At 69.8% G+C, this 19,114-nt stretch carries 18 protein-coding genes; 5 read left to right on the top strand and 13 right to left on the bottom strand.

The genetic code is table 11. From position 1 onward, the window contains the following. Positions 1 to 202 precede the first annotated feature (202 nt). Positions 203 to 1,366, top strand: coding sequence for a ribonucleotide-diphosphate reductase subunit beta (locus G8A07_RS06380; RefSeq protein WP_195796233.1), 1,164 nt, complete (start codon positions 203 to 205; stop codon positions 1,364 to 1,366). Positions 1,367 to 1,587: 221 nt separating this feature from the next. Further along, positions 1,588 to 2,205, top strand: coding sequence for a histone (locus G8A07_RS06385; protein WP_195796234.1), 618 nt, complete (start codon positions 1,588 to 1,590; stop codon positions 2,203 to 2,205). Positions 2,206 to 2,321: 116 nt separating this feature from the next. On the opposite strand, the gene G8A07_RS06390 is transcribed toward G8A07_RS06385, so the two are convergent. From G8A07_RS06390 to G8A07_RS06440, 11 genes are all read right to left on the bottom strand, one after another. After that, a complete protein-coding gene (locus G8A07_RS06390) occupies positions 2,322 to 3,515 on the bottom strand; it encodes a zinc-ribbon and DUF3426 domain-containing protein (RefSeq protein WP_195797627.1) in 1,194 nt (397 codons plus the stop codon). 40 nt (positions 3,516 to 3,555) lie between these two features. Beyond that, complete coding sequence (gene prmA / locus G8A07_RS06395) at positions 3,556 to 4,476, bottom strand: 50S ribosomal protein L11 methyltransferase (RefSeq protein ID WP_195796235.1); 921 nt, start codon at positions 4,474 to 4,476, stop codon at positions 3,556 to 3,558. A gap of 73 nt (positions 4,477 to 4,549) precedes the next feature. Further along, the gene (gene accC, locus G8A07_RS06400) at positions 4,550 to 5,899 is read right to left on the bottom strand and encodes an acetyl-CoA carboxylase biotin carboxylase subunit (RefSeq protein ID WP_195796236.1); all 1,350 of its coding nucleotides are present in this window, start codon (positions 5,897 to 5,899) and stop codon (positions 4,550 to 4,552) included. Positions 5,900 to 5,908: 9 nt separating this feature from the next. Then, complete coding sequence (accB, locus tag G8A07_RS06405) at positions 5,909 to 6,376, bottom strand: acetyl-CoA carboxylase biotin carboxyl carrier protein (protein WP_195796237.1); 468 nt, start codon at positions 6,374 to 6,376, stop codon at positions 5,909 to 5,911. 64 nt (positions 6,377 to 6,440) lie between these two features. Then, positions 6,441 to 6,884 carry a type II 3-dehydroquinate dehydratase gene (aroQ, locus tag G8A07_RS06410; RefSeq protein WP_195796238.1) on the bottom strand — a complete coding sequence of 148 codons (444 nt, stop codon included), beginning with the start codon at positions 6,882 to 6,884 and terminating at the stop codon, positions 6,441 to 6,443. Positions 6,885 to 7,020: 136 nt separating this feature from the next. After that, positions 7,021 to 7,542 carry a TlpA family protein disulfide reductase gene (locus tag G8A07_RS06415; protein WP_371816436.1) on the bottom strand — a complete coding sequence of 174 codons (522 nt, stop codon included), beginning with the start codon at positions 7,540 to 7,542 and terminating at the stop codon, positions 7,021 to 7,023. Continuing rightward, positions 7,542 to 8,162, bottom strand: coding sequence for a hypothetical protein (locus G8A07_RS06420; RefSeq protein ID WP_195796239.1), 621 nt, complete (start codon positions 8,160 to 8,162; stop codon positions 7,542 to 7,544). The genes G8A07_RS06415 and G8A07_RS06420 overlap by 1 nt, the downstream gene beginning before the upstream one ends. A 4-nt stretch (positions 8,163 to 8,166) precedes the next feature. Continuing rightward, a complete protein-coding gene (gene mtgA / locus G8A07_RS06425) occupies positions 8,167 to 8,907 on the bottom strand; it encodes a monofunctional biosynthetic peptidoglycan transglycosylase (RefSeq protein ID WP_195796240.1) in 741 nt (246 codons plus the stop codon). Further along, positions 8,904 to 9,758 carry a shikimate dehydrogenase gene (aroE, locus tag G8A07_RS06430; protein ID WP_195796241.1) on the bottom strand — a complete coding sequence of 285 codons (855 nt, stop codon included), beginning with the start codon at positions 9,756 to 9,758 and terminating at the stop codon, positions 8,904 to 8,906. Before aroE ends, mtgA begins: the two co-directional genes overlap by 4 nt. Further along, a complete protein-coding gene (locus tag G8A07_RS06435; protein ID WP_195796242.1) occupies positions 9,755 to 10,612 on the bottom strand; it encodes a TonB family protein in 858 nt (285 codons plus the stop codon). The genes aroE and G8A07_RS06435 overlap by 4 nt, the downstream gene beginning before the upstream one ends. Positions 10,613 to 10,626: 14 nt before the next feature. After that, positions 10,627 to 12,672 (bottom strand): ribonuclease catalytic domain-containing protein, encoded by a 2,046-nt coding sequence (locus G8A07_RS06440; protein ID WP_195796243.1) that lies wholly within the window; start codon positions 12,670 to 12,672, stop codon positions 10,627 to 10,629. A 155-nt stretch (positions 12,673 to 12,827) separates the two neighbouring features. Here G8A07_RS06440 and G8A07_RS06445 point away from each other — a divergent pair, with 155 nt between their 5' ends. The 3 genes from G8A07_RS06445 to G8A07_RS06455 are packed head-to-tail and all read left to right on the top strand — an operon-like array spanning position 12,828 to position 16,284. After that, a complete protein-coding gene (locus tag G8A07_RS06445) occupies positions 12,828 to 13,676 on the top strand; it encodes an ROK family protein (protein WP_195796244.1) in 849 nt (282 codons plus the stop codon). Further along, positions 13,670 to 15,643 (top strand): sensor histidine kinase, encoded by a 1,974-nt coding sequence (locus tag G8A07_RS06450; protein WP_195796245.1) that lies wholly within the window; start codon positions 13,670 to 13,672, stop codon positions 15,641 to 15,643. The genes G8A07_RS06445 and G8A07_RS06450 overlap by 7 nt, the downstream gene beginning before the upstream one ends. Next, positions 15,619 to 16,284 (top strand): response regulator transcription factor, encoded by a 666-nt coding sequence (locus tag G8A07_RS06455; protein ID WP_213086241.1) that lies wholly within the window; start codon positions 15,619 to 15,621, stop codon positions 16,282 to 16,284. Before G8A07_RS06450 ends, G8A07_RS06455 begins: the two co-directional genes overlap by 25 nt. 15 nt (positions 16,285 to 16,299) lie before the next feature. Here the strand turns inward: G8A07_RS06455 and G8A07_RS06460 are convergent, their stop codons facing one another. Together G8A07_RS06460 and G8A07_RS06465 are read right to left on the bottom strand one after the other, a co-directional pair. After that, positions 16,300 to 17,976 (bottom strand): glycoside hydrolase family 9 protein, encoded by a 1,677-nt coding sequence (locus tag G8A07_RS06460; RefSeq protein WP_195796246.1) that lies wholly within the window; start codon positions 17,974 to 17,976, stop codon positions 16,300 to 16,302. Positions 17,977 to 17,986: 10 nt separating this feature from the next. Beyond that, positions 17,987 to 19,111 carry an ABC transporter ATP-binding protein gene (locus G8A07_RS06465; RefSeq protein WP_195796247.1) on the bottom strand — a complete coding sequence of 375 codons (1,125 nt, stop codon included), beginning with the start codon at positions 19,109 to 19,111 and terminating at the stop codon, positions 17,987 to 17,989. Positions 19,112 to 19,114 lie beyond the last annotated feature (3 nt).

Consider the following 19,114-nt stretch of genomic DNA (forward strand, 5'->3'; position numbering starts at 1 on the left):
GCGATGCGAGTGTTCATCGATGCAAACTCGATTCGATGCATCGATGAATGCTTGACCCGAGGACCTGGCGCGAGGCAGCGCGCGGCGATGTGCGACACGCGATGTCGATGCAGCACAGCAACAGCGAGTGCTGCGCCATGTCAAGAAGTCCTTGGTGTTTGAACACAACACTCCGATAATTCAACGCGATAGGAAGTCCACCATGTTGGTTTGGGAAGAAGACCGTCAACCCTCTCAAAGCGCCGCTAACAGCGCCCACCAGAACGCAGCACCGAGCACCGCGCCGGTCGCGCGTGCCGCAGTCTCCGCTCCCCAGGCTTCTTCGTCCTCCGCCCAGGCTGCCAGCGAGCGTCGCGTCAACGCGGCCGACAAGCGCATCATCAATGGCAAGACCGACGTCAACCAGCTGGTGCCCTTCAAGTACAAGTGGGCCTGGGAGAAGTACCTCGCCACCTGCGCCAATCACTGGATGCCGCAGGAAGTGAACATGAGCCGCGACATCGCGCTGTGGAAGGACCCGAACGGTCTGACCGAGGACGAGCGCCGCATCATCAAGCGCAACCTCGGCTTCTTCGTCACCGCCGATTCGCTGGCCGCCAACAACATCGTGCTGGGCACCTATCGCCACATCACGGCGCCCGAGTGCCGCCAGTTCCTGCTGCGCCAGGCCTTCGAAGAGGCGATCCACACGCACGCCTACCAGTACATTGTCGAGTCACTGGGCCTGGACGAGAGCGAGATCTTCAACGCCTACAACGAGGTGAAGTCGATCCGCGACAAGGACGAGTTCCTGATCCCCTTCATCGAGGCGATCATGGACCCGAACTTCCACACCGGCACCACGGCCAACGACCAGACGCTGCTGAAGAGCCTGATCGTGTTCGCCTGCCTGATGGAAGGCTTGTTCTTCTACGTCGGCTTCACGCAGATCCTGGCGATGGGTCGTCAGAACAAGATGACCGGCGCAGCCGAGCAGTACCAGTACATCCTGCGCGACGAGTCGATGCACTGCAACTTCGGCATCGACCTGATCAACCAGATCAAGCTCGAGAACCCGCAGCTGTGGACGGCGGAGTTCAAGGCCGAGATCAAGGCCCTGTTCCTGAAGGCCGTCGAACTGGAGTACCGCTACGCCGAGGACACCATGCCGCGCGGCGTGCTGGGCCTGAACGCGTCGATGTTCAAGGGCTATCTGCGCTACATCGCCAACCGTCGCGCCGTCCAGATCGGACTGGAGGAGCTCTTCCCGAACGAGGAGAACCCCTTCCCTTGGATGAGCGAAATGATCGACCTGAAGAAGGAACGCAATTTCTTTGAAACCCGCGTCATCGAATACCAGTCCGGTGGCGCTTTGTCCTGGGATTGATGTGAGGCACGGTGCCTTGCGCAGTTCCAGTTTGTAAGAAGAGATCAAGATCCGCGGTGCTTGAGACCCTGGCCATCCAAAGAAGCCGAGGCCGGGCGCCGCAACCCCATTCATCGTACCGGGGCACTCCTCCTGGGTGACTCTCGGATGGTGAATAACCGCACTGCAGTGGACCGGTCTGTTGCAGGCGGTGCTCTTTCCACTTGATCAAGGAGAAAGTTATGGCAACTGCAAAGAAGGCACCGGCCAAGAAGGCCGCTCCCGCCAAGAAGGCCGCCCCGGCCAAGAAGGCTGCGGCCCCGAAGAAGGCCGCTCCGGCCAAGAAGGCTGCGGCCCCGAAGAAGGCCGCTCCGGCCAAGAAGGCTGCTGCCCCCAAGAAGGCGGCTCCGGCGAAGAAGGCCGCTGCTCCTAAGAAGGCAGCTCCGGCGAAGAAGGCCGCTGCTCCTAAGAAGGCAGCTCCGGCGAAGAAGGCCGCTGCTCCCAAGAAGGCAGCTCCGGCAAAGAAGGCCGCCGCTCCTAAGAAGGCAGCTCCGGCCAAGAAGGCCGCTGCTCCTAAGAAGGCAGCTCCGGCCAAGAAGGCCGCTGCTCCTAAGAAGGCTGCTGCGCCCAAGAAGGCTGCTGCCCCTAAGAAGGCCGCCGCTCCCAAGAAGGCCGCTGCCGCCGCCAAGCCGGCTGCCAAGCCTGCCGCTAAGAAGGCTGCGAAGAAGCCTGCTGCCAAGAAGGCCGCCGCGACCCCTGCCGCTGCCCCTGCTGCCAAGCCTGCCGCTGCAGCACCGGCCGCCAAGACGGCGCTGAGCCCTCAGGCTGCCTGGCCCTTCCCGACCGGCAATAAGCCCTGAGCGAAGCAAGAGCCACAGGCCCTCGCGGCCTGATGTGCCAACTGAAAACCCGGCCTCGGCCGGGTTTTTTTATGCCAGCGCGCGGGTTCGAGCTGCGCGCGGTGCGCGGCAGCAGATCAGGGATGGAAGATCACCACGCTGTAGCCACTGATCTTCTGCTTGCCGGTGCTGAAGACCAGCTGCAGCGCTTCCTCGGCATCGCCGCCGATGCTCCCCTTGGCGATGTTGAAGTCGGCCGGCTTGAGCATGCGGCGCATCACCAGCGCGCCGCTGGCATCGGTCAGGCTCAGGTCCACCCAGGGCAGGGCCAGCGGGTAGGCGGCCTTGTTGCGCAGATGGACGCTGAGCTTGTAGTGGTTGCCGGCCCCGGCCTGGGTCAGGCTGCTGTTCTCGACCGCCAGCGCATCGATGCGCCGCCAGGGTTCCAGGGTGCAGCCGCCCAGCTCGCAGAAGGAGCGCAGCAGCGGCGCGCTGGGCGGATAGATCGCCAGCAGCGCATGGCGCAGCTGCCAGGTCAGCTGCAGTGCCAGCAGGATCAGCAGCAGCGCCGAGGCCAGCAGCAGCGCGAGACGCACGCGCGGGCGCGCCGCGGCCGGCTGGCGCAGGAAGCTGGCCTGCGGCGGCGTCGGGTTCTGCTCCGGGGCGAAGGTGGACGCGGCAGCGGCGGGCTCGAGATCGATCTCCGGCTCGGCCGCGATGGCGGCCTGCGGTTCCGGCGCCCTGGCGCTGAAGCCGGCCTGGTGGTCCTCTTCCTCGGCCGGGGCCGCTTCGTCGCCGGACCAATAGGGCTCGCGGCGCTGCGGCGCGGCGTCCCTGGCGGCCGGGTTGCGCGCGGGCGGCGGCGGTATGGCCTCATCGTGCGCGTCGTCGCGCTCGACCGGCGTGATCCGCAGGGTGTTGTGGCTCGCGGCGGCGGGCGTCTCGAGCGCGATCCGGGGCTCAGTCTCGAAGCTGGCGATGGCCTCGCGTGGCGCGGCGACGGCGTCGGGCGTACGCGGTAGCACCCAGGTTTCCTCATCCTCCGCATGGCGATGCGGCGGGCGCGGTGCGGGGGCTTCGGGTTCGAGCGCCGCGTCAGCGGCCGCAGCGAGCGCTGCCTCTTCCTCGTGTCGGGGCGCGGCCAGCTGATCGGCGGCGCCGGCGGGCGGCCAGGGCGGCGGCATCTCGCGGTCGATGTCGAACAGCTGCTCGTTGGCGTCGAACACCTCGGCGCAGCGGCCGCAGCGCACCCAGCCTTCGGAGACGCGGAGCTGATCCTGCACCACCCGGAAGATGGTGCCGCAAGCGGTACAACGGGTGGCGAGACTCATGGGCGGCATCATGCCATGAGAGATCGCCGTCGCTGCAGGCTCAGACGCGTTGCGCCGTCATCAGGATCCAGCCTTCCTCGCTGTCGCTGACCTCCAGCTTCAGCCAGGGGGCATAGGCCGTCTTCAGCTCGTCGGCCTGGCGTTCCAGGATGCCGGCCAGCACCAGATGCGCGCCGGGGGCCAGGTGTTGACACAGCAGCGGCGCCAGCAGCTTCAGCGGCGTGGCCAGGATGTTGGCCAGCAGCAGCGGGTACTGGCCCTTGGCACCGTCGGGCAGGGCGGCCTGGATCAGCGGCGCGACCTGGTTGGCCTCGGCATTCGCCACCGTGGCGGTGACGGCGGCCGGGTCGATGTCCACCGCGTCGATGGCGCGCGCGCCATGCAGCGCGGCGCCGATCGCCAGGATGCCCGAGCCGCAGCCGTAGTCCAGCACGCGGTTCCAGGTGGGGGCCAGGTCTTGATGGTGGGCGATCCAGCGCAGGCACATGCGCGTGGTCGGATGCGTGCCGGTGCCGAAGGCCAGGCCGGGATCCAGGCGCATGATCTTGGTGGCCTGGGCCGGCGCCTCGTGCCAGGAGGGCACGATCCAGAACTCTTGCGTGATCTCGACCGGCGCGAACTGCGACTGGGTCAGGCGCACCCAGTCCTGCTCCTCGACGGCCTGGATGGTCTGCACATGCACGTCCTCGGCCCAGTCCTGCGCCAGGATCAGGGTTGCGGCCTCGGTGGCCTCGGCCTCGCTGGAGAACAGGGCCTTGACGACCGAGCGCTCCCAGCCGGCCTTGGGCGCCGGCATGCCCGGTTCGCCGAACAGGGCCTTCTCGGCATCGGTGTCGGCGTCGGCGTCCTCGACCGAGACGGCCAGCGATTCGATCTCCATCAGCGCGTCGCTGACGATCTCGACGTCCTGTTCGCGGCAGACCAGGATCAGTTCATGGAGCTTGTTGCTGCTGCTGCTCATCGTCATGTCCTTCAAAAGCAAAACCCCGGGGCAGCTTGCGGGCCGCGCCGGGGACTTGTGGCCGAGCCGGGGCTCAGCGTTTGTGGTCGCGCATCCAGCCTTCCAGGTAATGGATGCTGGTGCCGCCTTCCATGAACTTGGCATCGGCCATCAGCTCGCGGTGCAGCGGGATGTTGGTCGAGATGCCTTCCACCACCATTTCCGACAGCGCGATGCGCATGCGCGCCAGCGCCTGCTCGCGGGTGTCGCCGTGCACGATGATCTTGCCGATCATCGAGTCGTAGTTCGGCGGCACGAAGTAGTTGGTGTAGGCATGCGAGTCGACGCGCACGCCGGGGCCACCCGGCGCATGCCAGGTGGTGATGCGGCCGGGCGAGGGCGTGAACTTGACCGGGTCCTCGGCGTTGATGCGGCACTCGATCGCATGGCCGCGCATCTCGATCTGGCGCTGCGTGAACGGCAGCTTCTCGCCGGCGGCGATCTTGATCTGCATCGCGACGATGTCGATGCCGGTCACCATCTCGGTCACCGGATGCTCCACCTGCACGCGGGTGTTCATCTCGATGAAGTAGAACTCGCCGTTTTCATAGAGGAACTCGAAGGTGCCGGCGCCGCGGTAGCCCATCTTCTTGCAGGCCGCCGAGCAGCGGTCGCCGATCTTCTCGATCACGCGGCGCGGGATGCCCGGCGCCGGCGCTTCCTCGATGATCTTCTGGTGGCGGCGCTGCATCGAGCAGTCGCGCTCGCCCAGCCAGACGGCATTCTTGTGGCCGTCGGCCAGCACCTGGATCTCCACATGGCGCGGGTTCTCCAGGAACTTCTCCATATAGACCTGCGGATTGCCGAAGGCGGCGCCGGCCTCGGCCTTGGTGGTCTGCACCGCATTGACCAGGGCCGCCTCGGTGTGCACCACGCGCATGCCGCGCCCGCCGCCGCCGCCGGCCGCCTTGATGATGACCGGGTAGCCAATCGAGCGGGCGATCTTGACGATCTCCTTCGGGTCGTCGGGCAGGGCGCCTTCCGAGCCGGGCACGCAGGGCACGCCGGCACGGATCATCGCCTGCTTGGCCGAGACCTTGTCGCCCATCATGCGGATGTTGTCCGGGGTTGGGCCGATGAAGGTGAAGCCGCTGCGCTCGACGCGCTCGGCGAAGTCGGCATTCTCGCTGAGGAAGCCGTAGCCGGGGTGGATGGCCTCGGCATCGGTCACCTCGGCGGTGGCGATGATCGCCGGCATGCTGAGGTAGCTTTGGGCCGAGGGCGCCGGGCCGATGCAGACGGCCTCGTCGGCCAGCTTGACGTACTTGGCGTCGCGGTCGGCCTCGGAATAGACCACCACGGACTTCACGCCCAGCTCGCGGCAGGCGCGCTGGATCCGCAGGGCGATCTCGCCGCGGTTCGCGATCAGGATCTTCTTGAACATGGCGAGGCCTTATTCGATGACGAACAGCGCCTGGCCGAACTCGACGGGCTGGCCGTTCTCGACCAGGATCTTGGTGATCGTGCCGGTCTTGTCGGCCTCGATCTCGTTCATGATCTTCATCGCCTCGATGATGCAGATCGCGTCGCCTTCCTTGATCTGCTGGCCCAGCTCGGCGAAGGACTTGGCGTTCGGGCTGGAGGCGCGGTAGAAGGTGCCCACCATCGGCGACTTCACGATATGGCCGGTCTCGGCGGCCGGGGCCGGCGCGGCCACCGGTGCGGCGGCAGCAGCGGCCGGCGCGGCGGCGACGGGTGCGGCGGCGGCCGGTGCCATCACGGGCAGGGCGGCCATCGGCACGGCCACCTGGCCATCCGACTTGACGATGCGCACCTTGCCATCGGCCTCGGTGATTTCAAGTTCAGAGATGTTCGACTCGGACACCAGGTCGATCAGGGTCTTGAGCTTGCGCAGATCCATAAGGCTTCTCCAACGGGATTGGTTTGTTGTGCTTCTTCGGTGGGCGGCGACCCGGCGCGTCCGGTCAGGGCGCCGGCTCCAGCCGGCTCAAGGCATAGTGCAGGGCCAGGGTGTAGCCCTGGGCGCCCAACCCGCAGATCACGCCATCGGCGATCGCGGAGAAATAGCTGTGCTGCCGGAATGCCTCGCGCTTGTGGATATTGGACAGGTGCACTTCAACAAAAGGCAGTCCCACGGCCGCCAGCGCATCGCGCATGGCCACGCTGGTATGGGTGTAGGCGGCGGGATTGATGATGATGAAGCGGCTGCCGTCGCGGCCCGCGGCCTGGATGCGGTCGACCAGGGCACCTTCATGGTTGCTCTGGAAGGATTCCAGCTTGGCACCGGCTTTTGCCGCCATCTCTGAGAGATCGGCGTCGATCTGGGCCAAAGTTCGCGAACCATAGACCCCGGGTTCTCTTGTGCCGAGAAGGTTGAGGTTGGGTCCGTGAATGACAAGAATCTGCATCGGCAGCGTGCCCGGCTCATTAGAGCGCGGCCACTAGAAGCGATAAAGGGCGCACTTTACGCTTTTTGAGGTCAGTTCCCGCTACTTGCCAAAAAATTTATCTCTTGACCCGTCCGGTGATTTCGGGCTGGCCGGATCAGCCGCCGGTGCCGCCCAGCAGGCGCAACTCGGCCAGATTGGTCGGCCCCAGTTTGCGCCAGCTGATCTCTCCGCTGCGGTCGAAGGCGACGCTGAAGGGCAAGCCTCCCTGGAGATTACCCAATTTTCGCGTCAGTTCCAGTCCGGTGAGGCCGGCCAGCGCGATCGGAAAGCCGACCGGCAGCTTCTTCAGGAACTCCCGCACCGGCGCCGCCGAGTCCACCGCCAGGCCCAGCACCGACCAGCCCTTGGCCTGGAATTCGCGCTGGAACTGGTCCAGTTCGGGCATTTCCTTGACGCAGGGCGCGCACCAGGTGGCCCAGAAATTCAGCAGCAGCGGCCGGCCGGCCAGCTCGCGCATCGACAACTGGCCGCCCTCGGGGCGCTCGAAGGCGGCCGACCAGAAGGCCTGGGCCGGCTCCGACAGGGCCGCCGGGCGGTGTTGCCGCCAGGCCAGGCCGCCGCCCAGCAGCGCCGCGCCAGCGCCGGCCGTGATCACCCAGGTTCTGCGTTTCATCATCAGGCTTCTCCTCCCTCGGCCGGGGTCTTGTCGTCCAGCAGGCGGCGCAGCGCCGCCAGGTCACCGCGCTCGCTGCGGCCGCGGGTATCGGGTTTCAGCGCGCCGCGCAGATCGTCATGGTCCAGGATGGTCAGCGCGATCGTTACCGTCTCGCCCAACTCCCGGCTGGGGGCGGCCAGCAGCAGCTGGTCGACCAGTTGGCCGCGCGGACCGGGGGCGCTGCCGACGTCGTAGTCGATGCGCCAGTTCAGCAGCGCGATCTCGGCGGCCTTGCTGTCGTCGCAGTAGAGCTGCAGATGGATCGGCGAGAGCCGGGTGGCGGTGCCGCGCCAGACCGCGCCGCACAGGTGCGGGCGGAATTCGGCCAGCCGCTCCATCCACAGCGCCGCCAGTTCGCGCAATGTGCGTAATTCGCCCGGCTGGGTGTCGGCGCAGAAGATCGCCAGGTACTCGCGCACCTGTTCCTCCAGCAGCTCGTTGTCGGGCAGGGCGGTGCGCCTGGGCAGGCCCAGGCTCTTCAGCGCGCGCTGCTTGGCCGGGCCGTATTCCATGCCTTCCTCCACCACGATGCGGGCGGCGGCGGCGGCGATCTCCAGGCTCAGGTCGTCGGTGTCGTCCATGGGTTCAGGGTAGCTCGACCGCACCCATGCGCGCCTCGATCGTGCCGGCGCGCGACAGCACATAGCCCGAGGCCGGGCGCTTCTCGAAGCGCTTGGGCGCCGGCAGCATCACCGCCAGGCGCGCCGCCTGGTTGGGCGACAGGCGCGCGGCGTCGATCCGGAAGTAATGGCGCGCCGCGGCCTGGGCGCCGAACAGGCCTTCGCCCCATTCGACGTTGTTCAGATAGATCTCCAGGATGCGGCGCTTGTCCAGCAGCGCCTCCAGCATAAAGGTCAGCGCGAACTCCTGGCCTTTGCGCAGCAGATTGCGCTCGCCGGACAGGAACAGGTTCTTGGCCAGCTGCTGGGTGATGGTCGAGCCGCCGACGATCTTGGCCACCGGTGCCGCGCGGCCCGGGCGCAGGTTCGCGGCCTGCTTCTCGGCGCGCGCCTCGGCCTTCTGGTTCTTCTCCCAGGCCTTCTCGATCGCGTCCCAGTCCACCCCGCCATGGTCGGCGAAGGCGGCGTCCTCGCTGGCGATCACCGCGCGCTGCAGGTTCTTTGAAAGGCGATCCTCGTCCACCCATTGCTGGCTCCAGGCGACCAGGCCCTTCTCGGTCGCCAGGCGCCAGATCTCGGAGCGCTGGAAGGTGGTGGACTGCGGCGCCAGCAGATTCATCAGCGCGATGCGGCCGGCGAAATAGAGTTGCAGCGCCACCAGGCCCAGCAGCAGCAGGGCCAGCAGGCGCATCAGCTTGCCGATCATGGTGTCGCCGCCGCCTTCTGCGCGATCGACGCGCGCAGCGCCGCCAGCACCGGCGCGCTGTCGGGGCGAACCCCGCGCCATATATAGAAGGCCTCGGCCGCCTGCTCGACCAGCATGCCCAGGCCGTCGCGGCCCTCGAAGCCATGGGCCGTGGCCCAGTCCAGGAAACCCTGGGCGGCCGGGCCGTACATCATGTCCAGCGCCAGCGCGCCGGGCCGCAGCGCGCTGGCCGCCACCGGCACCGCCGCGCCGCCGAGGCTGGCGCTGGTGCCGTTGACCAGGATGTCGAAGCCCTCGCCGCAGCCGTCCAGCGCGCTGGCGCGCAGCCGCACGCCCTGCTCGGCGGCCAAGGCGGCATGGCCGGCCACCAGGGCCTGGGCCTTGTCGACGCTGCGGTTGGCCAGCGTGATCTCGGCCGGCCGGCCCTCGATCAGGCTGCCCAGCACGCCGGCCGAGGCGCCGCCCGCGCCCAGCAGCAGCAGGCGCTGGCCGCCCAGCGAGCGCACGCGCTCGATGTCGCGCCGCAGGCCGATGCCGTCGCTGTTGTCGCCGAACCAGCCGCCCTGGGCTTCGGTATCGAAGCGCAGCACATTGCAGGCGCCGGCCAGACGCGCGCGCGGCGAGAGCCGGGCGGCCAGCGCATGGGCCTCGAACTTGAAGGGCACGGTGATGTTGCAGCCGCGCCCGCCCGCGGCGGCGAAGCCGCGCAAGGTGGCCTCGAAGGCGTCCAGCGGGCACAGCAGGCGCTCGTAGACCAGGTCCTCGCCGGTCTGCGCCGCGAACATCGCATGGATCTCGGGCGAGCGGCTGTGCGCCACCGGATTGCCGGCGATCACGTAGGTATCGGTCATGGCTGCTGCGCGCTCAAGGTGGTTTCGAGCCCGTCCTCGCGCGTGAAGCGGAAGCGCGAGGTGATCACCAGCACCTCGGCACCCTGGCGCATCGCGGTGCTGAAGGGGCCGAAGGGGGCGGAGGCGCGCACGATTGCGATCGCGCGGCGGTCCAGGATGGTGTTGCCGGAGCCGGCCACGATATCGGTCTCGACCACGCGGCCGCGGTGGTCGACATGGATGTTCAGGGTCAGCTCGCCATAGAGCTTCTTGCCCTGGTATTCGGGGAAGTCGCGCGTGCCGCGCGCCTCGATGCGACGGCGCAGCTGGTCGTAGTACTGGGCATAGACCACCTCGCGGGTGGCCGGGCTGATGTAGCGCTTCTTCGGGCGCGCGTTCTCCTCGTTGACGCGCTTCTCGATCTCGGCCATCAGCTGCACCAGGCGGCGGCGCTTCTCGGCCTGCTCGCGGGCATCGGGCTCGCCCTTGTCGCGCCGCGGGTCGGGCGGCGGCAGCAGGGCCAGCTCGCGCCGCACCCGGGCCAGCAGTTGCTGCTGCTGCTCCATCAGCTGCGCGATGTGGGCGCGCTGAGATTCCGCGGTGTCGCCCAGCTCGATATGCGGGGCCGGCGGCAGCGGCGAGGTGGCGCGGCCGCGCTCGGCCTCGCCACCGCCGGCCAGGTTCGCCTGGGCCAGGGCCTGGGCCTTGGCCGGCGCCTCGTTGCCCTTGGTGTTGACCAGCACCACCTCCAGCGGCGTGTCCTGGAAGATGCGGTTGAAGCCCTCCGGATCGGCGATGCGCAGCATCAGCAGGCCGCCATGCAGGCCCACCGATGCAAGCAAGGCGATCTGCAGCGTGGAGAGCCGGCCCAGCATCGTGGCGTCGGTCGTCAGGCCTGCGGCGCGTCGGCGGCGGGCGTGCCGCCGGCCTCGCCCTCGGGCGACAGATCGATGGCCAGGGTGAGGGCGCCGGTCGGCTCCTCCTCCTCGTCCTCTTCCGTTGCCTCGGCGGCGGCCACCGGCTGGTCATCCAGGCGGGCGACCAGGCTGGCGTGCAGGTCCAGGGTCATCTCGTCGATGCCGGTGATGCGCACTTTTACATGCGCGCCGCGCGGCAGGCTCTCGCAGCCCAGGGCCTTGAACACCAGCGGGAGGGTGTCGGCGCGCACCAGGCCCTCCTTCATCACCGCGGCATCCAGCTCGGTGATGCCCTGCTGCTGCAGATAGCGTAGGGTCCAGAAGCGCTCGATGCCGTTCTGGAAGCCGTTGTAGGCCGAGTAGGCGGCGTCGAAGCCGGAGATGATCGAGAACAGCTGCGCGTCCTTGGGCTTGAACGGCGCCACCAGCGCCGCGGTGCGGCCATGGCGCGCGCAGGCGATGATCTGCCACTGGTTCACCAGGTCCACATAGCGGCGCAGCGGCGAGGTGGCCCAGGTGTATTGCGCCACGCCCATGCCGGCATGCGGCTGGGCCTTGGTGCCCATGCGCACCTTGACGCCCGGCGCCAGGCTGGCCTGGCTGCGGTAGATGCCGGGCAGGCCCAGGCTGTGCAGCCAGCCGCCCCAGGTCGAGTTGGCCAGGATCATCGCCTCGGCGACGATCAGGTCCAGCGCCGAGCCGCGCTGGCGCGTCGTGATGCTGACCTGCTCGCTGCCGTCCGGCTCCTGCGTGCCGCCTCCGTTGTCGAGGCGGAAGTTGTAGTCAGGCCGGTTGAAGGTCTCGGGCTTGCCGCGCACCACCTCGCGCTTGGCCTTCAGGTCGCGGGCCAGGCGGTGGCAGAAGGCCAGCTCGGCGGCGAAGGCATAGTCGGCCGGCGCCGCGCCGGTCAGCGAGGCCTCGGTGATCACCGCGTCCAGCTTGTCGTGGCGCAGATTGCTCTTGATCGGCACGCGCTCCAGTTTCGTCTCGCTGGCCTTGATCTCCAGCGTGGCCTCGTCGAGCGTGAAGTAGATCGACACGGCCGGGCAGTCGCGGCCCTCGATCAGCGTGTAGGTCTGCACCACCTCGTCCGGCAGCATGGTCAGCTTCCAGCCCGGCATGTAGACGGTGGAATAGCGCTCGCGCGCGACCTTGTCGACGGCCGAGTCCGGCTGGATCGCGAGGCCCGGCGCGGCGATATGCACGCCGAAGGTGACGGTGCCCGAACCCAGGCCCTGCACCGACAACGCATCGTCGATCTCGGTCGTGGCCGAATCGTCGATCGAGAAGGCGGCCACCGCGGCCAGCGGCAGCTCGTCCTTGATCTCCGGCGCGGTCAGCGCGGGGAAGCCGGTGCCCTTGGGGAAGTTCTCGAACAGGAAGCGCTTCCAGTGGAACTGGTAGGGGCTGCCGATCGCGCCGGCGCCCTGCAGCAGCTCCAGCGGCGCCTTCTGCGCGCGCTTGGTCGCCTCGACCACGGCCTTGTACTCGGGGCCGTTCTTGTCCGGCTTGAACAGGATCTTGTAGATCTGCTCCTTGATCGCGGCCGGGCATTCGCCCCGGGCCAGTTCCTCGGCCCAGGCCTCGATCTGCAGCGCCTGCTGGCGCTTGCGCTCGATGCCCAGCAGCGCGGCCTTGACGATCTCCTCCGGCGCCTTCTTGAACTGGCCCTTGCCGGCGCGGCGGAAGTAATGCGGCGCCTCGAACAGGCGGAACAGCGCGGCCGCCTGATGCGTCAGGCCGGCCTTGGCGTCGAAATAGTCGCGCGCCAGCTCGGCGAAACCGAACTCGGTCTCGGGGGCGAACTCCCAGGCCAGGTCCAGGTCGATCTCCTGGGCCAGGCGCTGGCCCTCCGCGATCAGCTCGGCGGGCGCGGGCTTGTCGAACTTCAGCAGCACATTGGCCGCCTTCACTTTGACGCGCTTGCCCGACTCCAGCTCGATCTGCAGCGAGCTTTCGGCTTCGGACATCACACGGCCGGCGAGGAACTTCCCGGCGTCATCGAACAGGGCAAACATGGGACGGATTGTCGCCGAAGCCGCGGCCGCTTCCGCCCGGCCGGTTCGCGGGGCCACCGCTACGGGCTGTGGTAGTTTTCCCGGGGTGATGCGCCGATGGTTCTGTGCCACCCTGCGGGCCGCGCAGCAGCCTCCAGCACAGGACCTCCTTCTTGATGAAGCCCGTCATTGCCATGGACATCGGCGGCACGGTCAGCCGTGCCGCCCTCATCAGCGGGACCGACATCCACTGGCGCGCCCAGCGGTCGACGCCTGCCCGGGCCGGCCCCGAGGCGATGCTGGAGACGATGGACGAACTGCTGCGCGAGGCCCCCGCGGCGGCGGCGGCCGATGCCGCGGTGGGCGTGGCGATCGCCGGCCAGGTCGCTGAGGGCCGGGTCAGCGCACACAACCCGGCCCTGCTGCCGGGCTGGACGGACTATCCGCTGCAGGCGCGGCTGGCGCGGCGCTGGGGCCGCGTGGTCCGGGTCTGCAACGATGCGCGCGCCGCGGCCTGGGCCGAGTACCGCCATGGCGCCGGCCGGGGCTGCGACGAGTTCCTGTTCGTCACCGTGTCGACCGGCGTTGGCGCCGGCCTGGTGCTGGGTGGGCGCCTGCACCAGGCGCGCAACGGCATGGACGCCGAGCTGGGCGAGACCCTGCTGCCGGACGGCCGGACCCTGGAGAACCTGGCCAGCGGCACGGCCCTGAACGGGCTGGCGCGCGCGGCCGGCCGCGCCGATGCGCGGGCCCTGTTCGACGCGGCCGATGCCGGCGATGCCGCCGCCGAGGCCCTGCTGGCCGCGGGCATCGCGCAGCTGGCCCGCAAGCTGGGCGATCTGGCGGTGCTGCTGGGCATCGCCCGCACCGCGCTCGGTGGCGGGGTCGGCCTGCGCCCCGGCTATCTGGAACGCCTGCAGCGCGCGCTGGATGGGCTGCCGGCGCTGTACCGGCAGGAGCTGCGGCGCGCCGAGCTGGGCGGCGACGCCGGGCTGGTGGGCGCGGCCGAGCTGGCGCGATGCTGAACCCGGGGGCGGACCTGGCCGCCGGCCCGCGCCGCCCCGCCTGGCTGCTGGCCCTGGGCGTGGCCGCGAGCCTGCTGCTGCTGTCGGTGGGCGCCTGGTGGTGGCTGGCCGAGCAGCGCGAGGACGAGGCGCGCCGCGCCGCGCTGGATCGCACCTGGCTGGAACAGTCGCTGGCCCAGACCCTGCAGATCAATGAGCGCATGCTCAGCAACTGGGCCCATGACCTGGGCACGCCGTCCGAGGCGGCCGCGGCCGAGTTCCAGACCCGCATCGCCGGGCTGATGAAGGACAACCCGGCGCTGCTGGCGGTGGAGCCGATCGACCGGCAGGGCGCGCGCCAGGGCGGGCTGCCGCTGTACCGCGAGCGCCCGGCCCAGCTGCCGCCGCTGAGCGATCCGCTGATTCAATCGGCGGTGGTGCGGGCCCTGACCCTGGAGCAGCCGGTCTACAGCCAGGTGATCGAGCAGGGCGGGGCGCTGTGGGTGCTGGCGGTGCCGGTGCCGGGCGAGCCGGGCGCCGCGCCGGCCGCGCTGCTGGCGACCTACGACCTGGACCGGCTGCTGGAGCAGGAGGTGCCCTGGTGGTTCGTGCAGCGCTACGACCTCAGCCTGGTCGACCGTCATTACAAGCGGCTGGCGCCGCGCGACGGCCATGCGCCCGCCTCGCAGGAGGCGGTGCACCGGATCGGCTTCGGGCCCGAGGCCGGCGGGCTGGCGCTGTGGGTGGCGCCGCATGAGCCGGGCCAGGGTCAGCGCCTGCTGGCCCTGCTGGCCGGCGCGGCCCTGCTGTTCGCGCTGGCGGTGCTGTGGCTGCTGTGGGTGCTGTACCGCTGGCTGCGCGAGCGCCAGGCCGCGCAGCGCGCGCTGTCGGCCTCGCGCGAGCAGCTGCGTGCGGTGCTGGCGGGCCTGGAGTCGGCGGTGTCGGTCAGCGCGCTGGCCGATGGCCGGCTGCTGTTTCGCAACCGGCATCACGAGACGGTGTTCGCCTGCGCCGCCGAGGCGCCCTGCTGCCTGCTGCCGCCCTGGGGGCGGCCGCTGGACGCGGAGCTGCGCGCGCTGGACTGCTTCGACCCGGCGCTGCAGCGCTGGTACCACCTGGAGCGGCGCAGTATGCAATGGGTGGACGGCTCCACCGTGCTGCTGGACATCGCCACCGACATCAGCGCCGAGCGCCAGGCCGCCGACACGGCGCGCGAGCGCGACGATCTGCTGCAGCACACCGCGCGGCTGAGCAGCCTGGCGGAGTTCGCCTCCGGCATCGCGCATGAGCTGAACCAGCCGCTGGCCGCGCTGGCCAACTATGTGGCGGTGGCGGACAGCCTGCTGACCCAGTCGCCGGCACCGCTGCCGCGCATCGAGGACGCGGTGCGCCGCGCCGGCGAGGAGGCGCGCCGCGCCGGCCAGATCATCCAGAGCCTGCGCAACTTCATCCACAAGCGCCGGGTCGAGGTGCGCTCGCATGAGTTAAGCGCGCTGCTGGCCGAGCCGCTGGCCCTGCTGGCACCGCTGGCCCAGCGCCTGCAGGTGGTGCCGCGCGTGCTGCCCCCAGCCGAGCCGGCCCGGCTGGACTGCGACGGCGTGATGATGGAGCAGGTGCTGTTCAATCTGCTGCGCAATGCGCTGGAGGCGCTGGCGACGCTGGAGCAGATGCCGGCCGCCGATGCGCTGGTGCTGGAGATCCGTGCCGAGCCGGGCGAGCCCGAGCTGCAGGTCAGCGTGGCCGACCGCGGCCCGGGCGTGAGCCGGCCCGACCAGCTGTTCCAGGCCTTCTACACCACCAAGGGCGAGGGCATGGGCCTGGGCCTGGCGATCTGCCGCACCGTGATCGAGGGCCATGGCGGCCGCCTGTGGGCCGAGCCCAATCCCGGCGGCGGCGCGCGCTTTTGCTTCCGGCTGCCGCGCTCGGCGCGGCAGGGCGACATCCTTTTAAGCGAGCCACTCACATGCACAGCGACCCTGCCGACCTGATGATGAACCCGCGCGTGGCCGTCATCGACGACGATCCGGCGGTGCGCCATTCGCTGGGCCTGCTGCTGGAGACGCGCGGCTGGCGCGCCCAGCCCTTCGAGCGCGCCGGCGATTTCCTGCAGCAGGCCCGGGCCGCGGATTTCCACTGCCTGGTGATCGATGTGCGCATCCCCGGCATGAGCGGCCTGGAGCTGTTCGCCGAGCTGGGCCGCCAGACGCGCGAGCTGGGCGCCTACCTGCCGCCGGTGCTGTTCCTGACCGGCCATGGCGACATCCCGATGGTGGTGCATGCGCTGCAGCAGGGTGCGCGCGACTTCCTCGAGAAGCCGGCCGATCCGCGCACCCTGCTCGACGCGGTCGGCAAGGCCCTGCTGGTCGACCGCGGCGCGCGCGAGGAACATGCGGCGCGCGCCGGCCTGCTCGGCGAGATCGCGGGTCTGACCGCGCGCGAACGCGAGGTGCTGACCGAGATGGTGGCCGGCTACCTCAGCAAGCAGATCGCCGACCATCTGCAGATCAGCACCAAGACGGTGGAGGCGCACCGCCTGCGCATCTGCCACAAGTTCAATGTGCGCACCGGCATGGAGCTGGCCGCCAAGCTGCGCGAGATCCCGCCCAGCCTGTGGCAGCGACGGGTCTGAGTTGCTTGCTCCGCCTTACTGCAGCGCCAGCGCCAGGAACAGCCAGGCGCCATGCGGCAGCCATTGCTCGCTCCAGCGCCAGGAATGGCGCGGCTCGGTCTCCCAGGGCATGCGGAAGTCGATGCCGGCCTCGTCGTCCAGGCCGGCGGTGATGCCGTTGCAGACGCCCCCCGGCGCGTTCCAGTAGCCCGGTTCGTAGCGCGGGTTGTTGTGGCCCTGGCCCTGCATCATGCAGGCATCGAAGGGGTTGCGGCCGAAGATCCAGTGCAGCGCATCCTGGGCATAGCGCTCGGCCTGCGCATCCAGCGGCGCCGGCAGATCCAGGGTCTTGCCGGCCCAGCGGGCAGCCGCGGCCAGCGAGGCGAGGCGCGCGTTCTCGCCCTGCCACCAATAGCCGCTCTCGTTCTCGTGCGGGAAGAAGAACTGCACCCGGCCGGGCTGTTGCGGCATTTGCACCCACTGGCGCGGGTAGCCGAAAGGATTGACGCCCTGCTCATGGGTCAGGGTCAACTCTTGCGCCAGGCCGCGCCTCAGCCCGGCCCGCGCCGCCGGTGCGCCGGGCGCCTCGGGGCAGATTTCCAGCCAGCGCAGCAGCGCCACATAGGGCAGGCCGGCCTCGGCGGCATGGAAAAAACTGCGCGTGCGCGCGTCGTCGGCCCAGAAGAAGCCGGCCGCGTCCTGGCGCGCCAGCAGGCGCTGCGCGCGCTGCGCGGCGGCCTCGGCATGGCCGGCCGCGCCGGAGGCCGCATGCAGCTCGGTGGCGGCCAGCAGCGCGCAATAGTCGTCGATGATGTTCTCGCGGCCATCGTCCAGGTAGGCGAGGCCCTGCGCCTGCAGATGCGCGAAGCCCAGCTCGGCGGCCTGCAGATAGCGCGCGCGCTCGAACTCGCCGTCGCGCGGCAGCCGGCTGGCGCGCGCCAGCGCCGCGATGCTGGCGCCGGCGCCCTGGCGGAAGCCGGCCCGGTAGCGCGTCGACAGGATGCCCTGCTGGGTGCTGTAGCTGCAGACCTGGCGCTGCGCCACGTCCTTGCTCCAGCGGTCGAACACCGTCATGCAGAAGCTGCCGTCCGGCTGCTGCATGCGGCACAGGAAATCGGCGCCATGCAGGGCCTCGTCGACCATGCGCTCGTCCATCCACAGCGGCGCGGCGGGTGCGGCGTCGCGGCCCGCCAGCAGGTTCCACACCAGCTGCGGCGTCTGCTGCGGGTTCATGTGCTGGGCATAGGACAGGTGCGAGAGGTATTTGGAGGTATCGCCCGAGGCGTCGTACCAGCCGCCGCGCAGGTCCAGGCGCTGCGCCTCGCCGAGCACCGGGCAGTCGCGGTCGGCCCGGTCGAAGAGGCCGGTGCAGCGCTGCGACTTGAAGTAATGCAGCAGGTCCGACAGCAGCTGGCCGTCGTAGATCGAATCGGCGATGGCGAAGGGCGCCGAGATGCAGTGCGACTCGGCCCCCTCCAGCTGCAGGCGGTAGCGCCCCGGCGCTTGCAGCTCGGAGAAGTCGGCGGCCCAGTACCGCCAGTCGCGCCAGCCGGGCACGCCGCCCAGCGGCTGCAGGCGGCCGCGCCAGCGGGCCTGCCCGCCGTCGGGGTCCAGCAGCCGGAAGTCTTCGGTCGCCGGCGAGGTGGTGGCTTGCAGCAGGGCGCACTTGTGCGCGGCGGGCGCGTAGCCCAGGTGGTTGTGCAGGAATTTCATCGTTGGCGGCTCAGTGGCTGGCGCTGCGGGGATGGGCCAGGCCCTGGGCATCGAACAGCAGGGCATGGCGGGCCGGCAGCTGCAGGCGCAGCGCCGCGCCGGTGGCGCAGGGGGGCAGGTCTTGCCGGCTCAGCTTGGCGCACAGGCGCTGCGGCAGGCCGGGCTGGGAGACATAGGCCAGCAGGTGGTCGCCCAGGTACTCGACCAGGTCCAGCCGGCCGGCAGTCGGCGCCGCATCTGCCGGGGGCGCATCGGCGCTCGCCAGCCGCAGATGCTCGGGCCGCAGGCCCAGGGTCACGGCGCTGCCGAGCGCGCTGCGCCGTGCATCGACGGCCACCGCGATGCGGCCGAGGCCCTCGACCTCGACCTGGGCCAGCGCCGCATCGGCGGCGAGCAGCCGGCCCGGCAGCAGGTTCATGCGCGGCGCGCCCAGGAAGCCGGCGACGAAGAGATTGGCCGGGTGCTCGTAGAGCTCGGCCGGGCTGCCGACCTGCTGCACCACGCCGCCGTCGAACACCACGATGCGGCTGGCCAGGGTCATCGCCTCCACCTGGTCATGGGTGACATAGATCATCGTCGCGCCGAGCTGCTGGTGCAGCCGGGCCAGCTCGACCCGCATGTCCTGGCGCAGCGCCGCGTCCAGGTTGGACAGCGGCTCGTCGAACAGGAAGACCTGGGGTTCGCGCACGATGGCCCGGCCGATCGCGACGCGCTGGCGCTGGCCGCCGGACAGGGTCCTGGGCTTGCGCTCCAGCAGATGCGCGATCTGCAGCACCTCGGCCGAGCGCGCGACGCGCACGCGCACCTCGGCCCTGGGCACGCCGGCCATGCGCAGCGCAAATCCCATGTTCTCGGCCACGCTCATGTGCGGGTAGAGCGCGTAGGACTGGAACACCATCGCGATGCCGCGCTGTGCGGCCGGCAGCTCGTTGGCGCGCCGCTCGCCGATGCGCAGCTCGCCGGCGCTGGCGCTCGCCAGGCCGGCGATGATGCGCAGCAGGGTGGACTTGCCCGAGCCCGAGGGCCCGACGAAGACGACGAACTCGCCCGCCTCGATCTGCAGGTCCACGCCCTTGATGACGGGAGCCTGGGGGCCGAAGTCCTTCTCGATCCGATGCAATGTGACGGCGCTCATGGC

It is taken from the genome of Roseateles sp. DAIF2 (assembly GCF_015624425.1).
Taxonomy (GTDB): domain Bacteria; phylum Pseudomonadota; class Gammaproteobacteria; order Burkholderiales; family Burkholderiaceae_C; genus Kinneretia.

What these genes read in the sequence shown, in the direction of transcription:
- prmA (WP_195796235.1), bottom strand. Translation starts at nt 4,476, where the DNA reads ATGAGCAGCAGCAGCAACAAGCTCCATGAACTGATCCTGGTCTGCCGC.
- aroQ (WP_195796238.1), bottom strand. Translation starts at nt 6,884, where the DNA reads ATGCAGATTCTTGTCATTCACGGACCCAACCTCAACCTTCTCGGCACA.
- G8A07_RS06465 (WP_195796247.1), bottom strand. Translation starts at nt 19,111, where the DNA reads ATGAGCGCCGTCACATTGCATCGGATCGAGAAGGACTTCGGCCCCCAG.
- G8A07_RS06450 (WP_195796245.1), top strand. Translation starts at nt 13,670, where the DNA reads ATGCTGAACCCGGGGGCGGACCTGGCCGCCGGCCCGCGCCGCCCCGCC.
- accC (WP_195796236.1), bottom strand. Translation starts at nt 5,899, where the DNA reads ATGTTCAAGAAGATCCTGATCGCGAACCGCGGCGAGATCGCCCTGCGG.
- accB (WP_195796237.1), bottom strand. Translation starts at nt 6,376, where the DNA reads ATGGATCTGCGCAAGCTCAAGACCCTGATCGACCTGGTGTCCGAGTCG.
- G8A07_RS06445 (WP_195796244.1), top strand. Translation starts at nt 12,828, where the DNA reads ATGAAGCCCGTCATTGCCATGGACATCGGCGGCACGGTCAGCCGTGCC.
- G8A07_RS06435 (WP_195796242.1), bottom strand. Translation starts at nt 10,612, where the DNA reads ATGCTGGGCCGGCTCTCCACGCTGCAGATCGCCTTGCTTGCATCGGTG.
- G8A07_RS06440 (WP_195796243.1), bottom strand. Translation starts at nt 12,672, where the DNA reads ATGTTTGCCCTGTTCGATGACGCCGGGAAGTTCCTCGCCGGCCGTGTG.
- G8A07_RS06460 (WP_195796246.1), bottom strand. Translation starts at nt 17,976, where the DNA reads ATGAAATTCCTGCACAACCACCTGGGCTACGCGCCCGCCGCGCACAAG.
- G8A07_RS06380 (WP_195796233.1), top strand. Translation starts at nt 203, where the DNA reads ATGTTGGTTTGGGAAGAAGACCGTCAACCCTCTCAAAGCGCCGCTAAC.
- G8A07_RS06390 (WP_195797627.1), bottom strand. Translation starts at nt 3,515, where the DNA reads ATGAGTCTCGCCACCCGTTGTACCGCTTGCGGCACCATCTTCCGGGTG.
- G8A07_RS06420 (WP_195796239.1), bottom strand. Translation starts at nt 8,162, where the DNA reads ATGGACGACACCGACGACCTGAGCCTGGAGATCGCCGCCGCCGCCGCC.
- G8A07_RS06455 (WP_213086241.1), top strand. Translation starts at nt 15,619, where the DNA reads ATGCACAGCGACCCTGCCGACCTGATGATGAACCCGCGCGTGGCCGTC.
- G8A07_RS06385 (WP_195796234.1), top strand. Translation starts at nt 1,588, where the DNA reads ATGGCAACTGCAAAGAAGGCACCGGCCAAGAAGGCCGCTCCCGCCAAG.
- aroE (WP_195796241.1), bottom strand. Translation starts at nt 9,758, where the DNA reads ATGACCGATACCTACGTGATCGCCGGCAATCCGGTGGCGCACAGCCGC.
- mtgA (WP_195796240.1), bottom strand. Translation starts at nt 8,907, where the DNA reads ATGATCGGCAAGCTGATGCGCCTGCTGGCCCTGCTGCTGCTGGGCCTG.
- G8A07_RS06415 (WP_371816436.1), bottom strand. Translation starts at nt 7,542, where the DNA reads ATGATGAAACGCAGAACCTGGGTGATCACGGCCGGCGCTGGCGCGGCG.